At 59.9% G+C, this 18398-nt stretch carries 20 protein-coding genes; 14 read left to right on the top strand and 6 right to left on the bottom strand.

Features of this window, described 5'->3' with window-relative positions; translation table 11 throughout:
• Positions 1-156: 156 nt before the first annotated feature.
• The 3 genes from KZX42_RS17045 (at position 157) to KZX42_RS17035 (ending at position 3782) form a co-directional block, all read left to right on the top strand.
• On the top strand, positions 157-3069 hold the full coding sequence (locus tag KZX42_RS17045; RefSeq protein ID WP_248121359.1) for a hypothetical protein: 2913 nt from the start codon (positions 157-159) through the stop codon (positions 3067-3069).
• Positions 3070-3177: 108 nt separating this feature from the next.
• Positions 3178-3513, top strand: a complete 336-nt coding sequence (locus KZX42_RS17040; RefSeq protein ID WP_248121357.1) for a helix-turn-helix transcriptional regulator — start codon at positions 3178-3180, stop codon at positions 3511-3513.
• 11 nt (positions 3514-3524) lie between these two features.
• Entirely contained in the window at positions 3525-3782 is a 258-nt protein-coding gene (locus KZX42_RS17035; RefSeq protein ID WP_112863345.1) for a hypothetical protein, read from the top strand.
• Here KZX42_RS17035 and KZX42_RS17030 read toward each other — a convergent pair.
• Positions 3779-4084 (bottom strand): hypothetical protein, encoded by a 306-nt coding sequence (locus tag KZX42_RS17030; RefSeq protein ID WP_248121355.1) that lies wholly within the window; start codon positions 4082-4084, stop codon positions 3779-3781. The two genes, KZX42_RS17035 and KZX42_RS17030, sit on opposite strands and share 4 nt — an antisense overlap.
• A gap of 281 nt (positions 4085-4365) precedes the next feature.
• On the opposite strand from KZX42_RS17030, the gene KZX42_RS17025 reads away from it, so the two are divergent.
• Genes KZX42_RS17025 through KZX42_RS17015 form a run of 3 tightly spaced genes read left to right on the top strand, consistent with a single transcriptional unit; the run spans position 4366 to position 7581 of the window.
• A complete protein-coding gene (locus KZX42_RS17025; RefSeq protein ID WP_248121353.1) occupies positions 4366-4740 on the top strand; it encodes a hypothetical protein in 375 nt (124 codons plus the stop codon).
• Entirely contained in the window at positions 4733-5725 is a 993-nt protein-coding gene (locus KZX42_RS17020; RefSeq protein ID WP_248121351.1) for a hypothetical protein, read from the top strand. The genes KZX42_RS17025 and KZX42_RS17020 overlap by 8 nt, the downstream gene beginning before the upstream one ends.
• Before the next feature lie 11 nt (positions 5726-5736).
• Entirely contained in the window at positions 5737-7581 is a 1845-nt protein-coding gene (locus KZX42_RS17015) for a flagellin (protein WP_248121349.1), read from the top strand.
• An 89-nt stretch (positions 7582-7670) separates the two neighbouring features.
• Here KZX42_RS17015 and KZX42_RS17010 read toward each other — a convergent pair whose 3' ends face one another.
• Positions 7671-8912, bottom strand: a complete 1242-nt coding sequence (locus KZX42_RS17010; RefSeq protein WP_248121348.1) for a Y-family DNA polymerase — start codon at positions 8910-8912, stop codon at positions 7671-7673.
• The gene (locus KZX42_RS17005) at positions 8912-9286 is read right to left on the bottom strand and encodes a S24 family peptidase (RefSeq protein ID WP_248121347.1); all 375 of its coding nucleotides are present in this window, start codon (positions 9284-9286) and stop codon (positions 8912-8914) included. Before KZX42_RS17005 ends, KZX42_RS17010 begins: the two co-directional genes overlap by 1 nt.
• A gap of 175 nt (positions 9287-9461) precedes the next feature.
• Here KZX42_RS17005 and KZX42_RS17000 point away from each other — a divergent pair, with 175 nt between their 5' ends.
• The 4 genes from KZX42_RS17000 (at position 9462) to KZX42_RS16985 (ending at position 12869) form a co-directional block, all read left to right on the top strand.
• Positions 9462-9836, top strand: coding sequence for a hypothetical protein (locus tag KZX42_RS17000; RefSeq protein ID WP_248121345.1), 375 nt, complete (start codon positions 9462-9464; stop codon positions 9834-9836).
• Positions 9829-10821, top strand: a complete 993-nt coding sequence (locus tag KZX42_RS16995; protein ID WP_248121343.1) for a hypothetical protein — start codon at positions 9829-9831, stop codon at positions 10819-10821. The genes KZX42_RS17000 and KZX42_RS16995 overlap by 8 nt, the downstream gene beginning before the upstream one ends.
• A gap of 274 nt (positions 10822-11095) precedes the next feature.
• Entirely contained in the window at positions 11096-12388 is a 1293-nt protein-coding gene (dcm, locus tag KZX42_RS16990; RefSeq protein WP_282438996.1) for a DNA (cytosine-5-)-methyltransferase, read from the top strand.
• 4 nt (positions 12389-12392) lie between these two features.
• Complete coding sequence (locus tag KZX42_RS16985; protein WP_248121341.1) at positions 12393-12869, top strand: very short patch repair endonuclease; 477 nt, start codon at positions 12393-12395, stop codon at positions 12867-12869.
• 44 nt (positions 12870-12913) lie between these two features.
• On the opposite strand, the gene KZX42_RS16980 is transcribed toward KZX42_RS16985, so the two are convergent.
• Complete coding sequence (locus KZX42_RS16980; protein ID WP_248121339.1) at positions 12914-13108, bottom strand: hypothetical protein; 195 nt, start codon at positions 13106-13108, stop codon at positions 12914-12916.
• A gap of 114 nt (positions 13109-13222) precedes the next feature.
• Between KZX42_RS16980 and KZX42_RS17375 the strand changes: the two genes are divergently transcribed.
• Positions 13223-14455 carry a type II restriction endonuclease gene (locus KZX42_RS17375; protein WP_248121337.1) on the top strand — a complete coding sequence of 411 codons (1233 nt, stop codon included), beginning with the start codon at positions 13223-13225 and terminating at the stop codon, positions 14453-14455.
• Positions 14456-14461: 6 nt separating this feature from the next.
• Here the strand turns inward: KZX42_RS17375 and KZX42_RS16970 are convergent, their stop codons facing one another.
• Positions 14462-14989, bottom strand: coding sequence for a hypothetical protein (locus KZX42_RS16970; protein ID WP_248121335.1), 528 nt, complete (start codon positions 14987-14989; stop codon positions 14462-14464).
• On the opposite strand from KZX42_RS16970, the gene KZX42_RS16965 reads away from it, so the two are divergent.
• Together KZX42_RS16965 and KZX42_RS16960 are read left to right on the top strand one after the other, a co-directional pair.
• On the top strand, positions 14982-15212 hold the full coding sequence (locus KZX42_RS16965; protein WP_248121333.1) for a DUF6626 family protein: 231 nt from the start codon (positions 14982-14984) through the stop codon (positions 15210-15212). The two genes, KZX42_RS16970 and KZX42_RS16965, sit on opposite strands and share 8 nt — an antisense overlap.
• Positions 15209-15619 carry a hypothetical protein gene (locus tag KZX42_RS16960; RefSeq protein ID WP_184280346.1) on the top strand — a complete coding sequence of 137 codons (411 nt, stop codon included), beginning with the start codon at positions 15209-15211 and terminating at the stop codon, positions 15617-15619. Before KZX42_RS16965 ends, KZX42_RS16960 begins: the two co-directional genes overlap by 4 nt.
• On the opposite strand, the gene KZX42_RS16955 is transcribed toward KZX42_RS16960, so the two are convergent.
• Complete coding sequence (locus tag KZX42_RS16955) at positions 15616-17286, bottom strand: site-specific DNA-methyltransferase (RefSeq protein ID WP_248121331.1); 1671 nt, start codon at positions 17284-17286, stop codon at positions 15616-15618. The two genes, KZX42_RS16960 and KZX42_RS16955, sit on opposite strands and share 4 nt — an antisense overlap.
• A gap of 193 nt (positions 17287-17479) precedes the next feature.
• Between KZX42_RS16955 and KZX42_RS16950 the strand changes: the two genes are divergently transcribed.
• Positions 17480-18283 carry a hypothetical protein gene (locus tag KZX42_RS16950; RefSeq protein ID WP_248121329.1) on the top strand — a complete coding sequence of 268 codons (804 nt, stop codon included), beginning with the start codon at positions 17480-17482 and terminating at the stop codon, positions 18281-18283.
• The last annotated feature ends 115 nt before the right edge of the window (positions 18284-18398 follow it).

Here is an 18398-nt window from a genome sequence, read left to right as displayed (position 1 = left end):
AACCCTCACTCACCACGTCGAAAGATATAGCCGCCGCCAGTTCTTGACCGGTATAAGTAAGGATAGGTGGCGGACACCGTTGGAGGTCATGTTCCAACGAGGATCAGCAGGTCGATCACGTCCGTCACTACAATCCTGACCTGACACGACCTTAAGATGAACATCTATGAACCAGTGTGGGCGCAGTATTACGCCCCCAAATTGTCCGCGCGCGAGATCAACCAGTTCCGCCGAGCGGAGATGCGAGGCCCATCGCTTCTCCTGACCGACATCATCCAACGCCAATCATTCGATCCTGCGAACCGTCGCTACATGGCCGTCGCAAACCAAAAGGGCGTCAGGGGCAGAAATCACTTCCAGCGGGTCGAACTGGAAGACGGTCGAGCACAATGGGCACATCAATGCTTCTTCACGAACGCCTTGCGGATGGCCTTTCCGTGGGATGACGACTTCCGCCATCCGTCAGACCGCGTGGAAATCGCCCCCCACCACATCATCACCATCGAGTTCGACTCGACGAGCCTCCAGTTCTTCAAGCAGCAGCTTTCGTGGTTCCGGTTCGAGAAGAAGCCGACCGACAGCCCCATCGGCAAATTCGTTCGGCATCTGCGAGCGAAATACGCCGACTTCGCGGGCCTGAATGTCACCTATTCCGGCAACAAGAGCTTCCACTACCACTTCGTCGTCGAGACGTCCTTGATCGCTGGGGCGGTGCCAGAACCGTCAAGCGCGCGGCTTGGTTCCCAGAAAGCGTGGGACCGTCTTCGAGACGAGTTCGCCAGTTCCGCCTTTCTCATGGTGCCCTCAACAGAACGACCGGATCAGAGCTTGCGTGAGCCGGAAATGTATCGGCGCCTCCCTAACGGCATGCGGCTCAACGACAAGGAAGACCACTTCTTCGGCGTGCCGGTCGGAGATGTCCTGATGCAGGTCGTTATGTGGGAACACCTGACGCTCCAACGAAGCCGAGGCGGTAGCCAGACGCTTCTCGTTCCCGCCGACTTCTCGATGGTGGCCTCAACATCTGCCACCGCATCTCGGGCGAGCGGCACGCCGATTCAAACATCTATTCAGCCGGGCGAGGAGGCATACTGCGCCGCCAAACTGGAGGCGATCTTCAACGGGGTCGAAGCTTGGCCGAGATTTGCGGGCTTCGACCGTTCGCAGGGCGATCTGCGGGCGCAGTTCTTCAACTCGCCCGGCGATAAAAACCCGACGTCGATGATGCGGACAGATTTCGCGACCGTGTTGGTTCAAGGGGCCAACCCCTTGGGTCTCACGAACGTCGAACATTCGGGAGGCGTGCTTATGCCCCGACTTCCGCGCCCACTCGGCGAGATGATGGAACTCTGGTCCCAAGAGCACCGGGAGCGTCAACTTGGCCCCGGCGGTCGGGTGCGGGCGCCGGTTGAACAGCAGTTCGCAGACTCTGCCACGACCAAGGTCGCTGCCACCAGCGCGCTCGGCGAGGTGATCAACGACCTCATCCCCAGCAAGATCAACCGACCGGGCGTCGATCTGCTGTGTGCGCCAGAGGGCATTAGCAAGTCGGGCACATTGCTCGTGAACCTGCCTCGATATCACCGGCTTCTCTCCGGCCATGGTTTGCCATCGCGGATGATGTTCGCGTCTCCGACCTACGACGGAGCGGAGGAAAAGGCTCAAGCTTTCGAGAACGCGATGAGGGCCGCCGACAAAAACCATTTCGCCGCTGTCGTGCTGCCTTCCTTCTCCAGAATCTATGAGGAGGAATTCGGCGGGCGTGGAGGGAACTTCATCACTCACACCGCAGCCGCCGAGATGGGCTTTTCATCTCGGTTCGATGCAATCCGAAAACACCAACCTCAGATCATGGAGCACATTCGGAAACGCTATGCGGCCTTGCACTCCTCTTACAAGGGGCGTCACCCCGTCTTCTTCACCGTCCATCCGGTGGCTCAATCGTGGGGCAGCGGCCCTGACAGCCGTTTGATGCTCTCGCCTACTTTTTGGGAAAACCCTACAGAACGCGGCGCGCTTCGGTCAGGGCTGATGGAAGATACTCGGCTGGGCTTCCTCATCCACGACGAGATCGACGCCGCGAGCATCGTCGATTTGCAACCTGCCGAGACAGTCGCGACGGTGCGTGCGTTGGCTGAAGGTGCTGGCTGGACATCGAAGACGACGAAGGCGACGAAGTTCAAAGATCATCATCGGTTTATGGGGCAGCTTCCGCTTTCACACTTCGTGTCTTTCGAGGAGACATGCCGCATCGCCGAGGTGAGGGAGACGGACTGGGACGTCATCGCAGCGCATCCGGCCGGTGAGTATGGTCCGCGCTCAAACGGCTTCGACAATATCTACGATCAGGCGGAAGAGCGTCACTGGTGCGTGCGCCCGCACAAATGGGCCAACATCGCTGCCCACAAGACGCTTATCCTCACGACGGAGGCGGTGCCTGTCGCTTTGGCCGAACAAGCCGGTCAGTGGGACATTACCACTCTCGACACTCCCCTCATCGAGAAAGATCGGGTGGAAACGCTCCCGTTGCGGTCTTTGAAGTCATCGACGGCCGCCCAGCACGTCGCTGATAGAGTGCAGGATGCTAAAGCAGCCGGATGCGAGCTTTTCGCGATTGGCAACAAGCTCGACCCGCTCGAAAATACGCGCTCGCATATTGCAGCGAAGGGTTCGAACGAACTCATCGGCAAGGACATCATCCAGACGATGACGCTGATGACCCCGGACGAATATGCGCGCTATCAGGCCCTCAATGCGTGGACCAGCCGAGGTGACCTCGCCCGCCTCAAGCACATCGACGACATCAACCAGTCTGCGGGGCGCAACCTCGGCTTCCGCGCGGCTCACACCGGGCCGAAACCCAGCCACACGCTGCTGATCAACCGACGCCTGTTCGATTGCCTCGTTCCGCTGTTCAGCCACCTTCGCTACGATCTCGTCGATGCGACGGCGGCCCAGTCGCGGAAGAATGCTCGAAAACGCGGCCAGAAGGTTCTGCATCCGCTCCTGACCAGTGGAAGCCGTCAACTCGAAAGAGTTAGAACTGCACTGACCGACCTCGCCGCCTGACTTCGCGGGGCTATGACGCGGTGAAGCCTCTGAAACTTTGGCTACGGCCGTTGACGCAAATGGCGGATTGGATCAGCGGAACTGTCGCGCTATACGCGAAATATGCCCGTGAGCGTTGCCTCAGAACTTGATCTACAAATCGGGCACGCCGTCCGTTCTCGCCGTGAAAAAGCTGGCCTTACTCAGGCTGATCTGGGTCGTGCAATAGGCGTCACCTTCCAGCAGGTTCAGAAGTATGAGCGCGGCGCCAACCGCGTGTCCGCGGCTGCCATGATCAGGATCGCGGACGCTCTCGGGTGTCATGTCGCCGACCTTTATGACGACCCTGATCCCAGCGGCCGATCAGCTTCGGAACGCGCCATCCTCAAGTTGTGGGCAAAGCTGAATCAGCCCGAACGCGATGCGGTCACTTCGCTGATCCGCGAATTCACGAAGCGGCAGTAGTAGGGCTTCCAATGTCTGACGCGATGTCGGCTCCACGAACACATTGCGAAGCAATCATTTCCTACGACGACCTTGCCGCCGGTAGCGACATCCACATCGTCGTGCATTTGTCAGGAGCGATCCTGATCCAGCCCCGACCGGAATGTGAAGTTGAGTTCGATACGCTCGTGGCCCACCTCTACGAGATTGAGGACCGAGGCTTCGCCATCTTCCCGAAGGTCGGACCCGAGCGGCTTTATGTCTCGGCCGAGGTCATGAGGCTGAACTAGCTTTCCCTTTCAGCGCGCTCGTCTTCTGCGTTGAGCCGGTCCATCTCATCAGCGCGCGTCATCAAATCAGCCGCGTGATCTTCGATGGTTTGCAATGCTCGCTGGTCGGAGGTGAACTTCGACAGTGAACGAACACGAACCGCCTCGTCTCGTAGGGCCTTGGAAGCAAACGACATCGCCCCCAAACGACCCCACGAATTCAAGGTTCGAGCGTGGCAGCAGAAAATTAGGCTACCACTTCCATCAGGTCGCTGAACCGCGTCGTGTATCGCGGCGACCGATTGTTCGCCCGCGTTGACCATGGCGTCACCGGACGTATCCCGCCCGGCCGCAGCGTCCCTCGGCTACGACAGCAACCGTCGCGACGAACCTCGCGGTCTCGCGCCGGTCCTTTGTCTTCGACCGACGTTTCGGCCAGCGTCGGTAGCTTACGATTTTGGGCACTCTCTTCATGCGTTGAGCATGGCCACGTTCTGGGAAACGACAGCCTAACGTCGCGCTAGAGCACTGCTCATTCACGGTGATTTGGTTGACGGAACTGACTTCCGTGAGACCTTGAAACCTCCATCATAAAGGAGGTTGAATGGCGCCGCTGGAAGCCCCGCTGCGATGTCTTGCTGTCCGCGTCGTCCTTGACGAGGCGGGCGAGATCGATGGTCTCGAACTCGAAGCCTTTCTCAACGACTGCGTAGGCCGCCACCAGTGGCTCTCGACGACTGAATGGCTGTTCGTCGAGCCGCCTGTGGAGGCTGGCGGTGAACTTACGGTCCCAGTCGTGGTGCTCGAAACCGTCGCGGTAAAGGCCGTCTTGAACGATCTCACCAACAAGCCGCCGCGCATCCTCTTCGACCATGCAACCAGCCCTTCGGAGACGCGGAAATGGCGCTGGATCGCCTTCCAGACTGCGCCGAACGCTCAAGGCCAAGGCCGCTTCCCTTGGGAATGCACGCATGCGTGAGGGCGGGCTGCTCGGGTGGGCCACGGCTGCGCTTGTGAGGTTGGATGACGAAGTTCCGGGTATCATCGCCCGAACTTTGACGGCGGCGCCCCCGCGTCGTCAGGCGATCTTCGCTTCGCTGGCGGCGCGAGAAGAAAAGGCTGATTTTAACAAGGCCCACGAAGATCTCTTCCCGTCGTCGTTCGCCGAGGTTGTTCGCCATAGGCGCGCGAACGACATTCTGCGCCATAGCTTCGGCGACGTGCCGGATGGTCTCCCCGGTCTCTTGACGCAGATCGGTGAACGGCCGTTGCCTCGGGCCAAAGATTATCTCACCCTCCACGACTTCCTCACCGGCGACGATATGCGCGGCGCCGAGGCCCTACGCGCCTCCGGCCAGATTACCTGCCGGAAGCTGGAGGTGTTGCTCGCGCTCGATCCGCGCTGGCGCCATGCCCACACACTCGACCGCATTGACTCTGGCGCCGAGGCCATGACGTTCAACAAGGCTGTGGCCTTTATCCAGTCCGTAAACTCGAAGGCATCTGACGAGGTGGTAGCGGAAGCTATCGCCCGCATGGGGCCGACCTCCTCTTTGCCCCGACTTCTCGATCGGCTGCTGCGCCGGGCCGACCGGTTGCCGCCTCACCCTGTGCCCGAGGGCGACAACGAACTCCGGCCGCTCGCTTCCATGCGTGACTTGCTGGAAGCTGGACGGAAATACCGGAACTGCCTCGCTCACCGTCTGGCCGACGTCGCCGCCGGAAAAATCGCCATCGGCGGGTTTCGCGGCGAATGCCTTGTGGAGTTCCGACCTATGACTCGGGGAGCGGGATGGCTGCTGCGCGATGTCCACATCGAGCGAAATCGCCCTGTTCCGCTTGCGCTGTTCTCGGAGGTGGAGGCGAAGTGCGACTTCCTCGGCATTCATCGAATCGACGAAGCGGGCGGTGGCGACGGCTGGAAGAACTATCGCCGGTTCACCGGCGAACTGGAGTGGGGCTGATCGGCCACAAGGTGAACTTCACTTCCGCTGGTTCGGCTGGCATGGTGCTTGCGATCATGTCGTCGTCGATACACACCAACCGCTCGGCTCTTCAGGCTCTCCAAGCTGTGAATGCTTCCGGACGCGATCTCGCCACCGCGCAGAACCGAGTCTCTACGGGCCTCAAGGTTTCTGGTGCGAAGGACAACGGAGCCGTTTTCGCTATCGCTTCCGCCATGCGAGCCGATGTCGGCGGCTGGGGCGTGGTGGCGACGGGTTTGAACAGGGTCCAAACCATCACGGACGTTGCCCTGATGGGCGCCGAACGGATCGGCGAGCTTCTGATCGAACTTCAGCAACACGCCGTCTCCCTGAACGATTCCCTTTCGGGGACATCGCGGCAAGCGATCATCAATGACATGACCGCCATGATCGACGAGATCGATAGGATCGCGCGATCCACAGAGTTCGACGGGATCAACCTGCTGACCGGCAGACCGACCATCACAACCACGTCCAGCGTGGCCTATGGTCTGCCGAAGACAACCTTGCCCCAGCCCGCCTTTCCTCGCATGGCGGCCCTTCCGCCCGGCTCGTTTTCGTCCACGGGCGCCAGTGTCGCTTATTCACTGCCGTCCTCTGCCCTAACGCCATCCTCATTTGATACGGCGGTCGCATCTATCTCCGGCACCAGCAGCCAGACGGTCGTGGTGGACGCTGGTCTAACCGCTGGACGGGTTAGTCTCCTGTTAGATGCCTATAGCGCGCCTGATGTCGTTGAGATTTGGCAGAATGGCGTGCGCGTCGCCGCTGCGGGTCAGCCCTATGTGGCTGCTGGCGCCGCTGTGGGCGCCGGATCGGCAGTGACGGGGCCGAACGTTATCAGTTTCGACTACGACCCTGCCAACGGTCAGAACATCGAGTTTCGCTTCAACGAAAACATCGCGACGACCGGGACGGCTTGGACGGTGGGAGGATTAATCCTTCAAGACCCTGCCGATCCAGTCCCCACGGCCATCGCGACCTACACACCGACCGGCAGCCTACAATCGACGGCAGCCTTTGATCCGCCGCTTCCATTCGCCAACCCCGAACAGGCCGCCGTCGCATTGGATGAGCAGCCGCAGGGTGTGGCGGGCACTTACAGCTTCGCCGGAACTGCTGTGGCTGGGCGCATAGACATCGTGTTCGACGCCTTCGACCTACCCGATGCCATGGAAGTTTGGCAGGGCGGTTCTCGCGTCGCAGCGTCAGGACAGAGCTATGTGCCGGGCGGCGCTCCAGTGGGACCGCCGGTAGGCGTGACCGGCCAGAACATACTGTCCTTTGACTACGATCCGGCCAAAGGCGCGCTGGACTTCCGCTTCAATCAGGGCGCAGCCAACGCCGATAGCGCATGGGTCGTTGGGGCCATGTCGCTATCTCCTGTCGGCTCACCATTGGCCACGGCGACGGCCTCAACCTCATCCCTCCAAGTGGCTGGCTTTGGCCCATTCCACCTCGATGTTCCCACCTCGCCGTCCGGGCAGACGATGCGCGTGTCGTCGCGTGATCTGACGGCTACGGGACTCGGTTTGGACCCGATGGATTTTGCGGATGCGACGACTGTGCTGGACCGCGTGAAGGGCGCGCTCAACAGAGCGACAGACTCGTCCTCCTACTTTGGCACACGCAATAAAGCTCTAGGTCGCTCTGCGCTCTATGCGGTGAAATCCGGCGACGCCCTTGAAGTCGGAATCGGCAACCTTGTTGATGCCGACCTCGGCAAGGAATCGGCCAAACTTCAGGCAGCGCAGATCAGGCAGCAGTTGGCGACGCAGACGCTCTCCATAGCCAACCAGCACCCCCAATGGCTTCTGGCCTTGTTCAAGGGTTAGGCTGGCATAGGAGCGGCGCGTCACCGATTTCGGCCATGAGGTAAAGCTGCGTTCCCGCAAGCTGGGCGGGCATACGTAATCATTTTGAATTATGCGCGAACTTCCATCAGGTCGCTGATGCGCGTCGTGTAGCGAGGTGAACGGTTGTTGGCCCGCGTGGACCACGATGTTGTCTGGCTGATCCCACCGGGCCGAAGCGTGCCCCGCCCAAAGCGCGCATTCACCGCATCAAGCGCCGTCATCAGCTTCTCGGATCGCACTGGGTCAGTCGTCGGCAGAAGGTCGCGCGGAGCGTCTCGCTCGGCGTGTAGGTCCAGCAGGATCACCCCGGCCTTGGCGTATCGCGTGTTCGGTTTCCACATCGAACGGCCAGCCCCAACCGCCTGACGGATCAGCGCAAAGCTGTCCGATGTTGGCTCGATCTCGAACGACCGCTGGCCATGATACCAAGGGTCGCCGTTATGCGGGTGCGTGTGGAAGAACACCTGAATGGCGTTGGCCACTAGTCCATGCTTCCTTATTTTCTCGGCAGCGCGTGAAGCGTGCGCCGCCAAAGCCTCGCGCATGTCCTCCCATGTCTCGACCGGGCGCCCAAACATTCGCGTCACCGCGACGGTTTGCTTTTGGTCGGGGGCGAGCATCAGCGGCATACACGATACGCCGAGCAGTTCGGCATGGGTCCGCTGGCCGGTGACGGTCATAAGTTTCCTGACCGAAGCCGAAGGCATGGCCGCAAACTGCTGGACCGTGAAGATACCGAGAGCGTTTAACTTCTCGGAATTGCGTCCGCCTACGCCCCAAATCTCCGAGATCGACATTTCGGCGAACGCCTCACGGCGGGCGTCAATGTCGCTGAAATCAGACACACCGGTCGGCCCGCTCTTCGCGTGTTTGTTCGCCAATTTCGCCAGCGTCTTCGTCGGGCCGATTCCGATACAGGTCGGAATCTTCGTGATGCGCCGCACGCGATCTCGAACCCGGCGGCAGTAGTCCACTCGCGCGAACTCGGTCAGGTCCACGAACATCTCGTCGATGCTGTAAGGCTCGACCTTCTGAAAACTCTCCGACAGAACCTCGAACACCCGGCGGCTCATGTCGCCATAGAGGGCGTAGTTTGAGGACTTGGCGATCACGCCCCGAAACTCCGGCTTGCGCTTCGACAGATGCCAGACCTCGCCCATCTTGATCCCGAGGGCCTTGGCTTCGGCAGATCGCGCGATGGCGCAGCCGTCGTTGTTCGACAGCACGATCACCGGCTTTCCGATCAGCGTCGGGTCAAAAGCCCGCTCGCAGGATACATAGAAGTTGTTGCCGTCGATCAGCCCGAACATCAGACATCAGTCCGAACCAACGCGGCGATCATGGCCCAGACCTCTGTCTCGTCGGACACAGGTTGAGGCGCATGGTTGGAAGGCTCCAGCCACCATTGGCCGTCTTTCTCGGTCAGCACGGCCAGCACGACATCACCATGGAGGAACGCTACGCAGACCTTTCCAGAGGCTGGAGCCGCGTCGGTGTTGACCACGAGGATGTCGCCGCCGTGGATGCCGCGCTGTCGTAGCCCTTCACCCTTGACCCGAACCGCATACCTCTGGGGCCGCCGTAGCTCCAGCAACTCGGCCAGATCGGGCACGGCCTCAACGTGATCCTGTGCCGGGCTTTGGAAGCCTGTTGTCTCGGCACCTTTGTAAGCGGCTGCATCCATGCAGGAACATATGCAGAACATTGACGAGGACGAAAGGGCATTGGTGATGCTGGGTAAAGACTCCTGTTGGCGACGTTGGGGAGAAACTCCTGCCTCCGGCCGCGATGTGACGGCGATTTGGTTGACGGATTCAGCTTCCGTGACACCATGAAACTTCCACCACACAGGAAGTCAGTTGGAGCCGTTCGAAGAGCCGCTGCGATGTCTCGCGGTCAGCGCAGTCCTTGATGAGGCAGGCGAGGTCGATGGGATCGAACTCGAAGCATTCCTGAACCACGTCGTGGGCCGACATCAGTGGCTTTCAACGACGGAATGGCTCTTCGTCGAACCTCCGGCCGAGGCTGAAGGGCATGTCACCGTGCCCGTGGTGATGCCGGAGGGGGCAGCAGTTCAGGCAATCCTGAACGAACTGACCAACAAACCGCAGCGGATCATCTTCGACCTGCCGACAACCCCGGCCGAAACGCGAAAGTGGCGGTGGGTCGCGTTCCAGAGCGCGCCGAACAATCAAGGGCAGGGCCGGTTCCCATGGGAGGCCGCCCATGCGTGATGGAGGCTTGCTCGGCTGGTGCACGAACGCGCTGGTGAAGCTGGATGACGCCGCTCCCGGTGTTCTGGCCCGCGTTCTGACGGCGGCGCCCGCTCGCAGACAGGCGATCTTCGCTGCGCTGGCATCTCGGGAGGAACAGGTCGGCCTCTACGATGCCGGTGACGATCTGCTCCCGATGTCGTTCGCGGAGGTGATCCGCCATGGCCGCCCCGGCGACATCCTGCGACAAGCGTTCGGTGAAGTCCCCGAAGGCTTTGCCAGCATGCTGACGAAGATCGGCGAACGACCTCTGCCGCGTCCCAGAGATTACATCGCTCTTCGCGACCTCCTCGCTGATGAGGATACGCGAGCAGCGGATGCGCTGCGCGGTTCAGGTCGGATCACCTGTCGGAAGCTGGATGTCCTGAACGCGCTCGATCCACGCTGGCGGCATGCCAACACGCTGGAGCGGATCGACAGCGGCGGCGAAGCCCTGATGTTCAATCAGGCCATCGGCTTCATCCAGTCGCTGAACTCGAAAGCGACCGATGAGGTGGTAGCTGGAGCTATCGACGGGATGCGTCCGACCTCCACGCTTGCTCGGTTGCTCGACCGATTCCTACAGCGTGCCGATCAACTGCCTCCGCATCCCATCGCATCGAGCGACAACGAACTACGTCCTCTGCTCTCGATGAGAGACGTGTTGACGGCTGGCCGTCGCTACAGGAACTGCCTTCGTCACCGCCTCGCCGATGTCGCGGCTGGGCGCATGGCTCTGGCCGAGTTCCGTGGTGAGTGCCTCGTGGAATTTCGCCCTTTGACGGCAGGGGTGGGCTGGCTTCTTCGAGACGTCCACATCGAACGAAATCGCCCCGTGCCGTTGAGCCTGTTCGCCGACGTCGAGGCGAAATGCGACGAGATCGGCATCCCCCGGATCAATGAGGCTGGAGGCGGCGAGGGTCGGTCGAGCTACCGCCACTTCACCAAGGAAATGGAATGGGTATGACGCAAGTGTCCCAGTCAGATCGCGCTCGCGAGGCGGACCTCACCCGGCAGATCGCCGTTTTGGAGAGGAGGGCCGTTTTGCTCGCTGGCCGCACCTGCTCGGATGCGATCAGCGTAAGCGACCTGAAGATGATCGAAAATCGATTGACCCTCCTCGATGATGCGAGAGACCAACTGTTGTTCGAGCGAGCCTGCGTCCGCCGCGCACGATGGCGACCCAACAATTGAGCACACAAAGAGAACAAATGACTGGCATGGGAAAAAGAACGGACATAATGTCCGCTGAAATTCCCAGCGAAGAGTGCCAGATGCGTCAGTCCGAATCCCTTGATGTGCTGCGGCAAGCGCGAGAACGCTTTTCGCAAAAGGAAATCGCCGATCTGATTGGCAAGGATGCGAAGACGATCCGTCGTTGGGAGAAGGGGGAGATTGCTTGTCCAGCGATGCTGGAAGCAGCCCTGCGCGGAATCCTACAATCTCATCAACCCCTTCCGGCCAACGATGCGCGCTTTAGGGTGATTGACCTGTTCGCTGGGGTTGGCGGAATTCGGCTGGGCTTCGAGGCACATGGTGGACGGTGCGTCTTCACCAGCGAGTGGAACGACTTTTCCAAGAAGACCTATCTCGCCAATCATGGTGACGATCATGAGTTCATCGGTGACATCGTTCCCGTTGAAGCGGCGGATGTGCCCGATCACGACGTCCTTCTCGCGGGCTTCCCATGCCAGCCATTCAGCATTGCCGGTGTGAGCAAGAAAAACTCCCTCGGACGGCCGCACGGCTTCGAATGCACGACACAGGGCACACTCTTCTTCGACGTCGCACGGATCATCGAGGCGAAACAGCCAGCCGCCTTCCTGCTTGAGAACGTGAAGAATCTGGTGTCCCATGATGGCGGCAACACCTTCCGCGTGATCGTGCAGACCCTTCGAGATGAGTTGGGCTATGACGTCCATACCAAGGTCATCGACGGGCAGCATTTCACGCCACAGCATCGTGAGCGGATCATCATCGTCGGTTTCAAGCGCAAGACCGGATTTTCGTGGGACGACCTCCAGCTACCATCGCCCGGTCCCCGCTTGGGTTCGATCCTCCACAAAACTGACGGGAGCGAACCGCTGCTTCCTTGGGATGGGGATCGCTACTTCGACTACGAAAAGAACGTTGTTCAGCCGAAGTTCACTCTCACACCCAAGCTCTGGGAGTATCTCCAGAAGTATGCGGAGAAGCATAAGGCTGCGGGCAATGGGTTCGGCTTTGGCAAGGTGACGGCCGAGAGCGTGACCCGCACCTTGTCCGCTCGCTACTACAAGGATGGGTCTGAAATCCTTGTCGATCAGGGAAGCAAGAAACGCCCCCGCCGTTTGACCCCTCGCGAATGTGCACGTCTGATGGGCTTCCCTGATACCTTCAAGATTCCGGTCAGCGACACACAGGCTTACCGGCAGTTCGGCAACAGCGTCGTGATGCCGGTGATGCAGGAAGTAGCGCGCATCATGACCCCGCATGTCGAGGCCATCTTGGAGCAGAACGAGTCTGGCGTGGTGCAGGAGCCGCTGTTCGGATGATCTGATGGCGGACATCGTTGATGCAGCCACCCGAAGCCGAATGATGTCGGGCATTCGAGGAAAGGACACGAAACCAGAACATCTCGTCAGGCGCGGTCTTCACGCGCGAGGATTCCGGTTTCGATTGCATGGATCGACACTGCCGGGTCGTCCAGACCTTGTGCTGTCGAGATACTCGGCGGCAATTCTGGTTCACGGCTGCTTCTGGCATGCTCACGGCTGCTCCCTGACAAAAGTGCCGAAGACCCGCACGGACTTCTGGCGACAAAAGCTGGAAGGGAATCAGACTCGCGACGCACGCCAACTCCAAGAGCTTCACAGCATGGGCTGGAGGACTTTGACGATCTGGGAATGCGCGCTGCGCGGGCCGAAGGATTTGGTTGAGTTCACCCTCGACAGGGCGGCCAACTGGCTTCGTGATGGCGACACATCGGCAGAGATCGCTCGTTCAGATTGGCCAGTGCCTACGGCCGGGTCTTGAACATCCCGAAGGCGGATGGCCCCGCGCTCGTGAAAGATTTCACATCATTGGCGAACATGTTTAGCGGCCGATAGAACAGGCCGTTTTCCGTGTTCAAGGATTTTATTGGCTACCGATTTGACGAACAGGCCACGGTTTTTCGCCCTTTGGCCCTTGAAGCCCAGCAGCGCGCCCACGTCTTCTGCGTCCATGCCCGCAATCAGCGTGCATACGGCAGAGGGGTCCGTCAAATCAGTCATTCGCGTTCCAGTTGACCGACGCTGGCGATTCGGTCGTTTCGTCGTTTACCATGCCTACTTAAGGCCGGAACATCCGAGCGTATTCCGAGCAGACCTTGAGCGGGGAAAGAGCCAGTGAAGCACGGCTATCTGTCGCAGTATTTTCAGAGCGTAGGGGTCAAGAGACTCAGTGGCGTCGAGGCAGACGTCATCAAGTCCAACCAGCATGAGTTCAATGGCGTTGAGGGGTTTCGCGCCATGTTCGGCGAGCCGGAAGGCAAGGTCCGGTATCCCGCGCGCTTTCTCTATCTGACCGATCAGGAGGATCAGCCGGTTTCGGATGAGGGCTTCCTGACTTGGTATGACGCTCGTGCCAAAGCTCGGCTGGAGCGTGGTGTGATGAGAACCGAGTATCGCCTCTACTTCCCAACTAATCTCGTCTCTATGTGCGCCGCAGAAGGCGACCTTCTCCTAATCGCGCGGCTTGCTGGTGGCAGTGTTCTCGCAATAGTCGCCGAGTCCGGCACGACCATTGAACGTCAAATTCAATGGCTCTTCGGGTTTGGCGAAGGCGCGCATCCCGGCTTCTCTGTCAAATCCGAACTTGAAACGGAGCAGGATCGCATTGGGTTCGCGGCACGCACGGTTCTCGAAGCTATCGGGATCGAGATCGAGGAAGAGGCTCCCAACTATCTCGATCAGATGATGGAGCGGTTCGCGGGAGCCTTCCCCAAGACACTCGAATTCTCGGCTTACGCCCGTAGCACCCTTAAAGACATCAGCGCGAAGGACGACCCAGACGCAGCCCTCGTGGCATGGATGGAGCGGGAGGAAATCCTGTTTCGAACGCTGGAAAAGCATCTGCTGGGGGAGCAGCTACAGCAACTGACCGCCAAGGGAGATGCCGAGCCTGATGCCTTTATCAAGCTGGTCCAGAGTGCCCTTCAAAGGCGAAAATCTCGCGCTGGATCGGCGTTGGAGAATCACCTTGAACAGGTCTTCGGCGATCTCGGGATCAGCTACACGAGAACGGGTGTCACCGAGAATCGTCTCAAGCCTGATTTCATCTTCCCTTCGATTCCGCACTACGCCGACCCGACATTTCCGGCCGACCGGCTCACCATGCTTGCGGCGAAATCCACCTGCAAAGATCGTTGGCGGCAGATACTGAACGAGGCAGCGCGCATTCCTCGTAAGCACCTCCTTACGCTGGAGCCAAGCATCAGCACCAACCAGACCAATGAAATGGCTCTGGAGCAGGTCCAGTTGGTTATCCCGGCGCCGCTGTTCCCGACCTACTCGGACGTCCAGCAGCGATGGCTGCTCAACGTGCGAGGCTTCGCGGAATTGGTCCACGCTCGACAGTGAGTATCGTCAGCGCGATCCAGACGTCGGCTGCTCGGCAAGCTGGTCTGCAAGCCAGTCCCAACGGGGCGAGTATGAGGCGAGCTTTTCACGCAACCGCGAGCCGACATTCGTGACGGTATACTTGCCGCCAACGGTCCACGATTTCGTAGAGATGGCGGCCTCTCCCAGAACCTCAAGTGCTTCCTCATAGGTCAGGAAAAATGCCGTAGGCTGGCCCAACACGTCCCATATGTAGACCAGAGGAATGCCCCTTCCTTCGTATTTTCTATCCAAACCGAATGTCGCGACAGACGCGCACTTCAGTTGCAGGGGCAAGGCCCGAATACCCCTCTCGCCTACTTCTCTGAAGACGATCAGATCGACCCCCTGATCGACAACAGGTGTCGCTACCTCGAAGCCCCGCAGAAGCAGTTGAGCGGTGAGCCAGTTTCGACCAGCGATCTCAATGGTGGCTGAACTCATTGCAGCAGGAGTATTCATCAAGGGTCCGTGGTCGAGATAAATATCGGAAACGAAAGGCTCCGATATGGACATCTACCACTACTTTCTGGAACGCGGGTTGACCGATTCACGCAGACATTTTTCGTCCGCGTGGCTCGGCCGCGCCGAAAACTACATGTGTCTGCGATCAGGTCGCGAGGCATCACCAGACGCGCTGATCGAACTCTTCCAGACCCTGTGGCGTGAAGGCCGCCTGATGCTGGCGGCGAGGGTCGCTTGGGCGGTGCTTTGGCTGAAGCCGGAGGCGCGACGATGAACTATCACCACGTCTTCCAGTTTCCCAGCGACAACGAGGCGACGCTGGAGGCAGTTCTCCGGCAGATGAGAACCGGCGCAGTCACGAGTCCGATGGGCGACCAGCTTCTCACCCTCTCGTCGGTCGCGGAGGCAATTTATGTTCGATGCGCCTTCGGCGACCTGCGGCCTACCGGAGACGTTTCCCTGCTTGTCCGAGAGGCAAACATAGCGAGCGTGCAAGGCTGGCTGGATCAGCATCTTCCCACTAACCGCTACGCTTGGGCCGCTCTGGAGCACTTCGAGTTCTTCCATTTGGCAGATGTCGAACGGCTGATGGAGGTGTTCAGCGGCATCCTCGGGCGACCGCCCATATCGATGCCGCTGAACCTGTGGCCGGATGTGTTCCCGTCCAGCGACGCCTCCTAAGCCGCGTCGCCGAGCGTCGGAGCTTGATCCGCTGCGAGATCGGCATTGTCATTGGAACTTCCACGCAGATCATCCGGCAGCGGCGCATCTCCTTGAAGAACGACGCCGAGGCGTTCCTCGGCCATCCGGCAGTAGTCCGCTGACTGCTCGATGCCGATAAAGCGGCGGCCCTCCATTAAAGCGGCCACGCCCGTCGATCCAGAACCGAGGAAGGGGTCGAGGACCGTTTTGGCATTCGTCGCCGCGATGATCATGCGCGGCAGTTCGACCGGGAACGGGGCGGGATGCTGATTGCCCTTATCTGCCAGCAGCTTCATGACATCCTTCAGCCCATGACCTTTGCGGAAGCGGAACTTCGGCTTGGCGAAGATGTAGATCACCTCGTGCGTAGGCAGGGCGAAGGCGGCGTTGAAGTTATGACCCGAGCCGCGATCCCAGACAATGATCTGGCGCAGCGGCAAGCCGGGATTGAGGTCGTGCGGCGTCCGCAGCAAACCCTTCTGCACACGATTTTTGTGCTGATAGAAGATGGCCCCATCCTCGGGGATCAAGCGCCAGCACTCCGTGAGAAATTTCTTTTGCCATGCCACATAATCGGCATAGGGCATGGCGTCGTCATACCCGTCATAGCCGTCAGCCAGCTTGGCGTTCTTCCACTTGCCGCGCCCTTTTTGTCCTTTGAAACCGCCGCCGCTCGATTCACCGAGGTTGTAGGGCGGGCTGGTGAAGATGATATCGACCGATCCGTCAGCCATCTTGGCCATTTCGCTAAGGCAATCCCCATTCACTACCGTCGCGGGCTTGTCGGCCTCCGTCAGGCAAAGACGCTTCTCGATGATCGGCCAGTAGGTCGGCTCGCGCTCAATCACCACTGCCGAACGACCGTGAGCAATCGCCGCAGCACCCGTCGTTCCCGACCCACCAAAAGGATCGAGCACGACCTCACCGGGGTTCGAGCAGGCCAGCACGATGCGCTCGATCATGGCTTGCGGGAACGGGCACGGATGGCTGGTGCGCTCCTTCGAAGTTCCGTGGACCTGCGTGAAGGCCCAGATGTCAGCCGGGTTTGCGCCTGCCGGATTGTTGCGCTTGTCAGCCGACGTCGAAGGACGTCGCACATCGTCTAGATTGAAGGTGGGCATGATCGTCTTCGGACGACCGCGCCCGCCCTTAAGCACACCGGGCTTCACCAGATAGAGCCAGCGTTCCGAACGGGTAGAGAAGCGTTGCGTGGTGTTCTGCTGGGCGCGACGATCCCAAACGATCTCCTGAATGAACGTCAGTCCGGTCCCTACAATGAGCGGGAACAGATAGTAGGTGATGGGCACGCGGCTGTTCGGCCCAGCCTTATGCGTTCCGACATTGATCCACATCGCGCCGCCGGGCTTCAGCACACGCGCCGCCGCCGTAATCCACTGCCGCGAGAATTCGATGTAATCTTCGACGCTGGCGAAGGCGTCGCCGTAGGGCTTGCCGATGTTCAGATAGGGCGGCGACGTCACGACCAGATCAACCGATCCAGCGGACATAGCGTCCATGGCGTCGATGCATTCACCCTTCACCAGTCGCGCGGTCGGCGAAGCGGACGGCGGCGTAGTGTTGGGCAGGTTGTCGTTGGCGGCCGGAGCCTTCTGAACTTGAGCGACCTTTTGGCGGCGGGTGACCATGTGTTGTGATGTCCTCATCGGTAAGTGATGAGGCAGTTGTGATGTTTGGCGTCGTCTCGGTCGAGCACAGGGAAATGATGATCGAGGGGCGCATTTTCACTTCAGCTTCCGAGTTCTCACATTGGCATCCGAACTATCATTCCGGGGCCTCTCCGAAACCGGATCGTAAGCTTCGGAGTGCGAGGTTGAACGGATGTCCGAAGCCGCTTCTCCCTATCGTTCGATTACAAAATCCGCGCTCGCTGGGTTGCTCGGCATTCCTGAAGCCGACCTCCTCTCCCGGAAAGCGGCGGCCGAAGCGATGGAAATTAGCGAGGGCTATTTGGCCAATCTCGCCATGCCTGACGCGGAGGGGGTAGGTCGCGGCCCAGCCTATTATCGCTCTACGACCAGCCCAACCGGCGGGACCTCTTGGTATCCCAAAGCCGAAGTGAAAGCCTTTAGGGATCACCGCACAGCCTCGATCAAGCGGAGTTACCGGCGCAGAAGTGGTCAGCAGGATTGGACCGCGCTTCAGGATGACGCAAACCGGCTTCCAGTCCACACCGTGGTCTCGATGATCGAGGAGTGGCGTGAAAGCGAACTCTATCGACGCGCCCAAGCCATTCTTCACGACCCTGATCCGATGGCCGGTCGCGCGACCTATGAGGAAGAATGCCGATTGTTCGGGGCAGCGCATAAAGGCGGTCGCATCGAAGCGTTTGCTGCCATCGCCGGTTCTGACGATGCGGCCGCCAAGCGAAAAGCAATTTTCGAGAGCCTCGACGATCAGACGAATGCCGTAGAGACGCACCTGCTCGCGCTGGCGGCGTCGAGAGGGCTGTCTGTCTCATCAACCCATCCATCGTTCTTCGTCCTGACGACGATGTTCGAAAGGGCATGGGGCGAGGTTCTGGAGGCCGAAACGCGCTGGCGGAACTTCGACTACTCGGGAATGCCCAAGCACCGGCCGAGCACAATCAGCGAGATCACGATATCCGCTGGACTGAAAGGGTGATCGACCTGCTGATCCTCGTTGGAACATGACCTCCAACGGTGTCCGCCACCTATCCTTACTTATACCGGTCAAGAACTGGCGGCGGCTATATCTTTCGACGTGGTGAGTGAGGGTT

Origin of the sequence: Brevundimonas sp. EYE_349, from assembly GCF_023147505.1 — a bacterium.
Classification (GTDB): domain Bacteria; phylum Pseudomonadota; class Alphaproteobacteria; order Caulobacterales; family Caulobacteraceae; genus Brevundimonas.
Note: the sequence above shows the minus strand (reverse complement) of the source record. Positions and strands in the feature narration are given on the sequence as shown.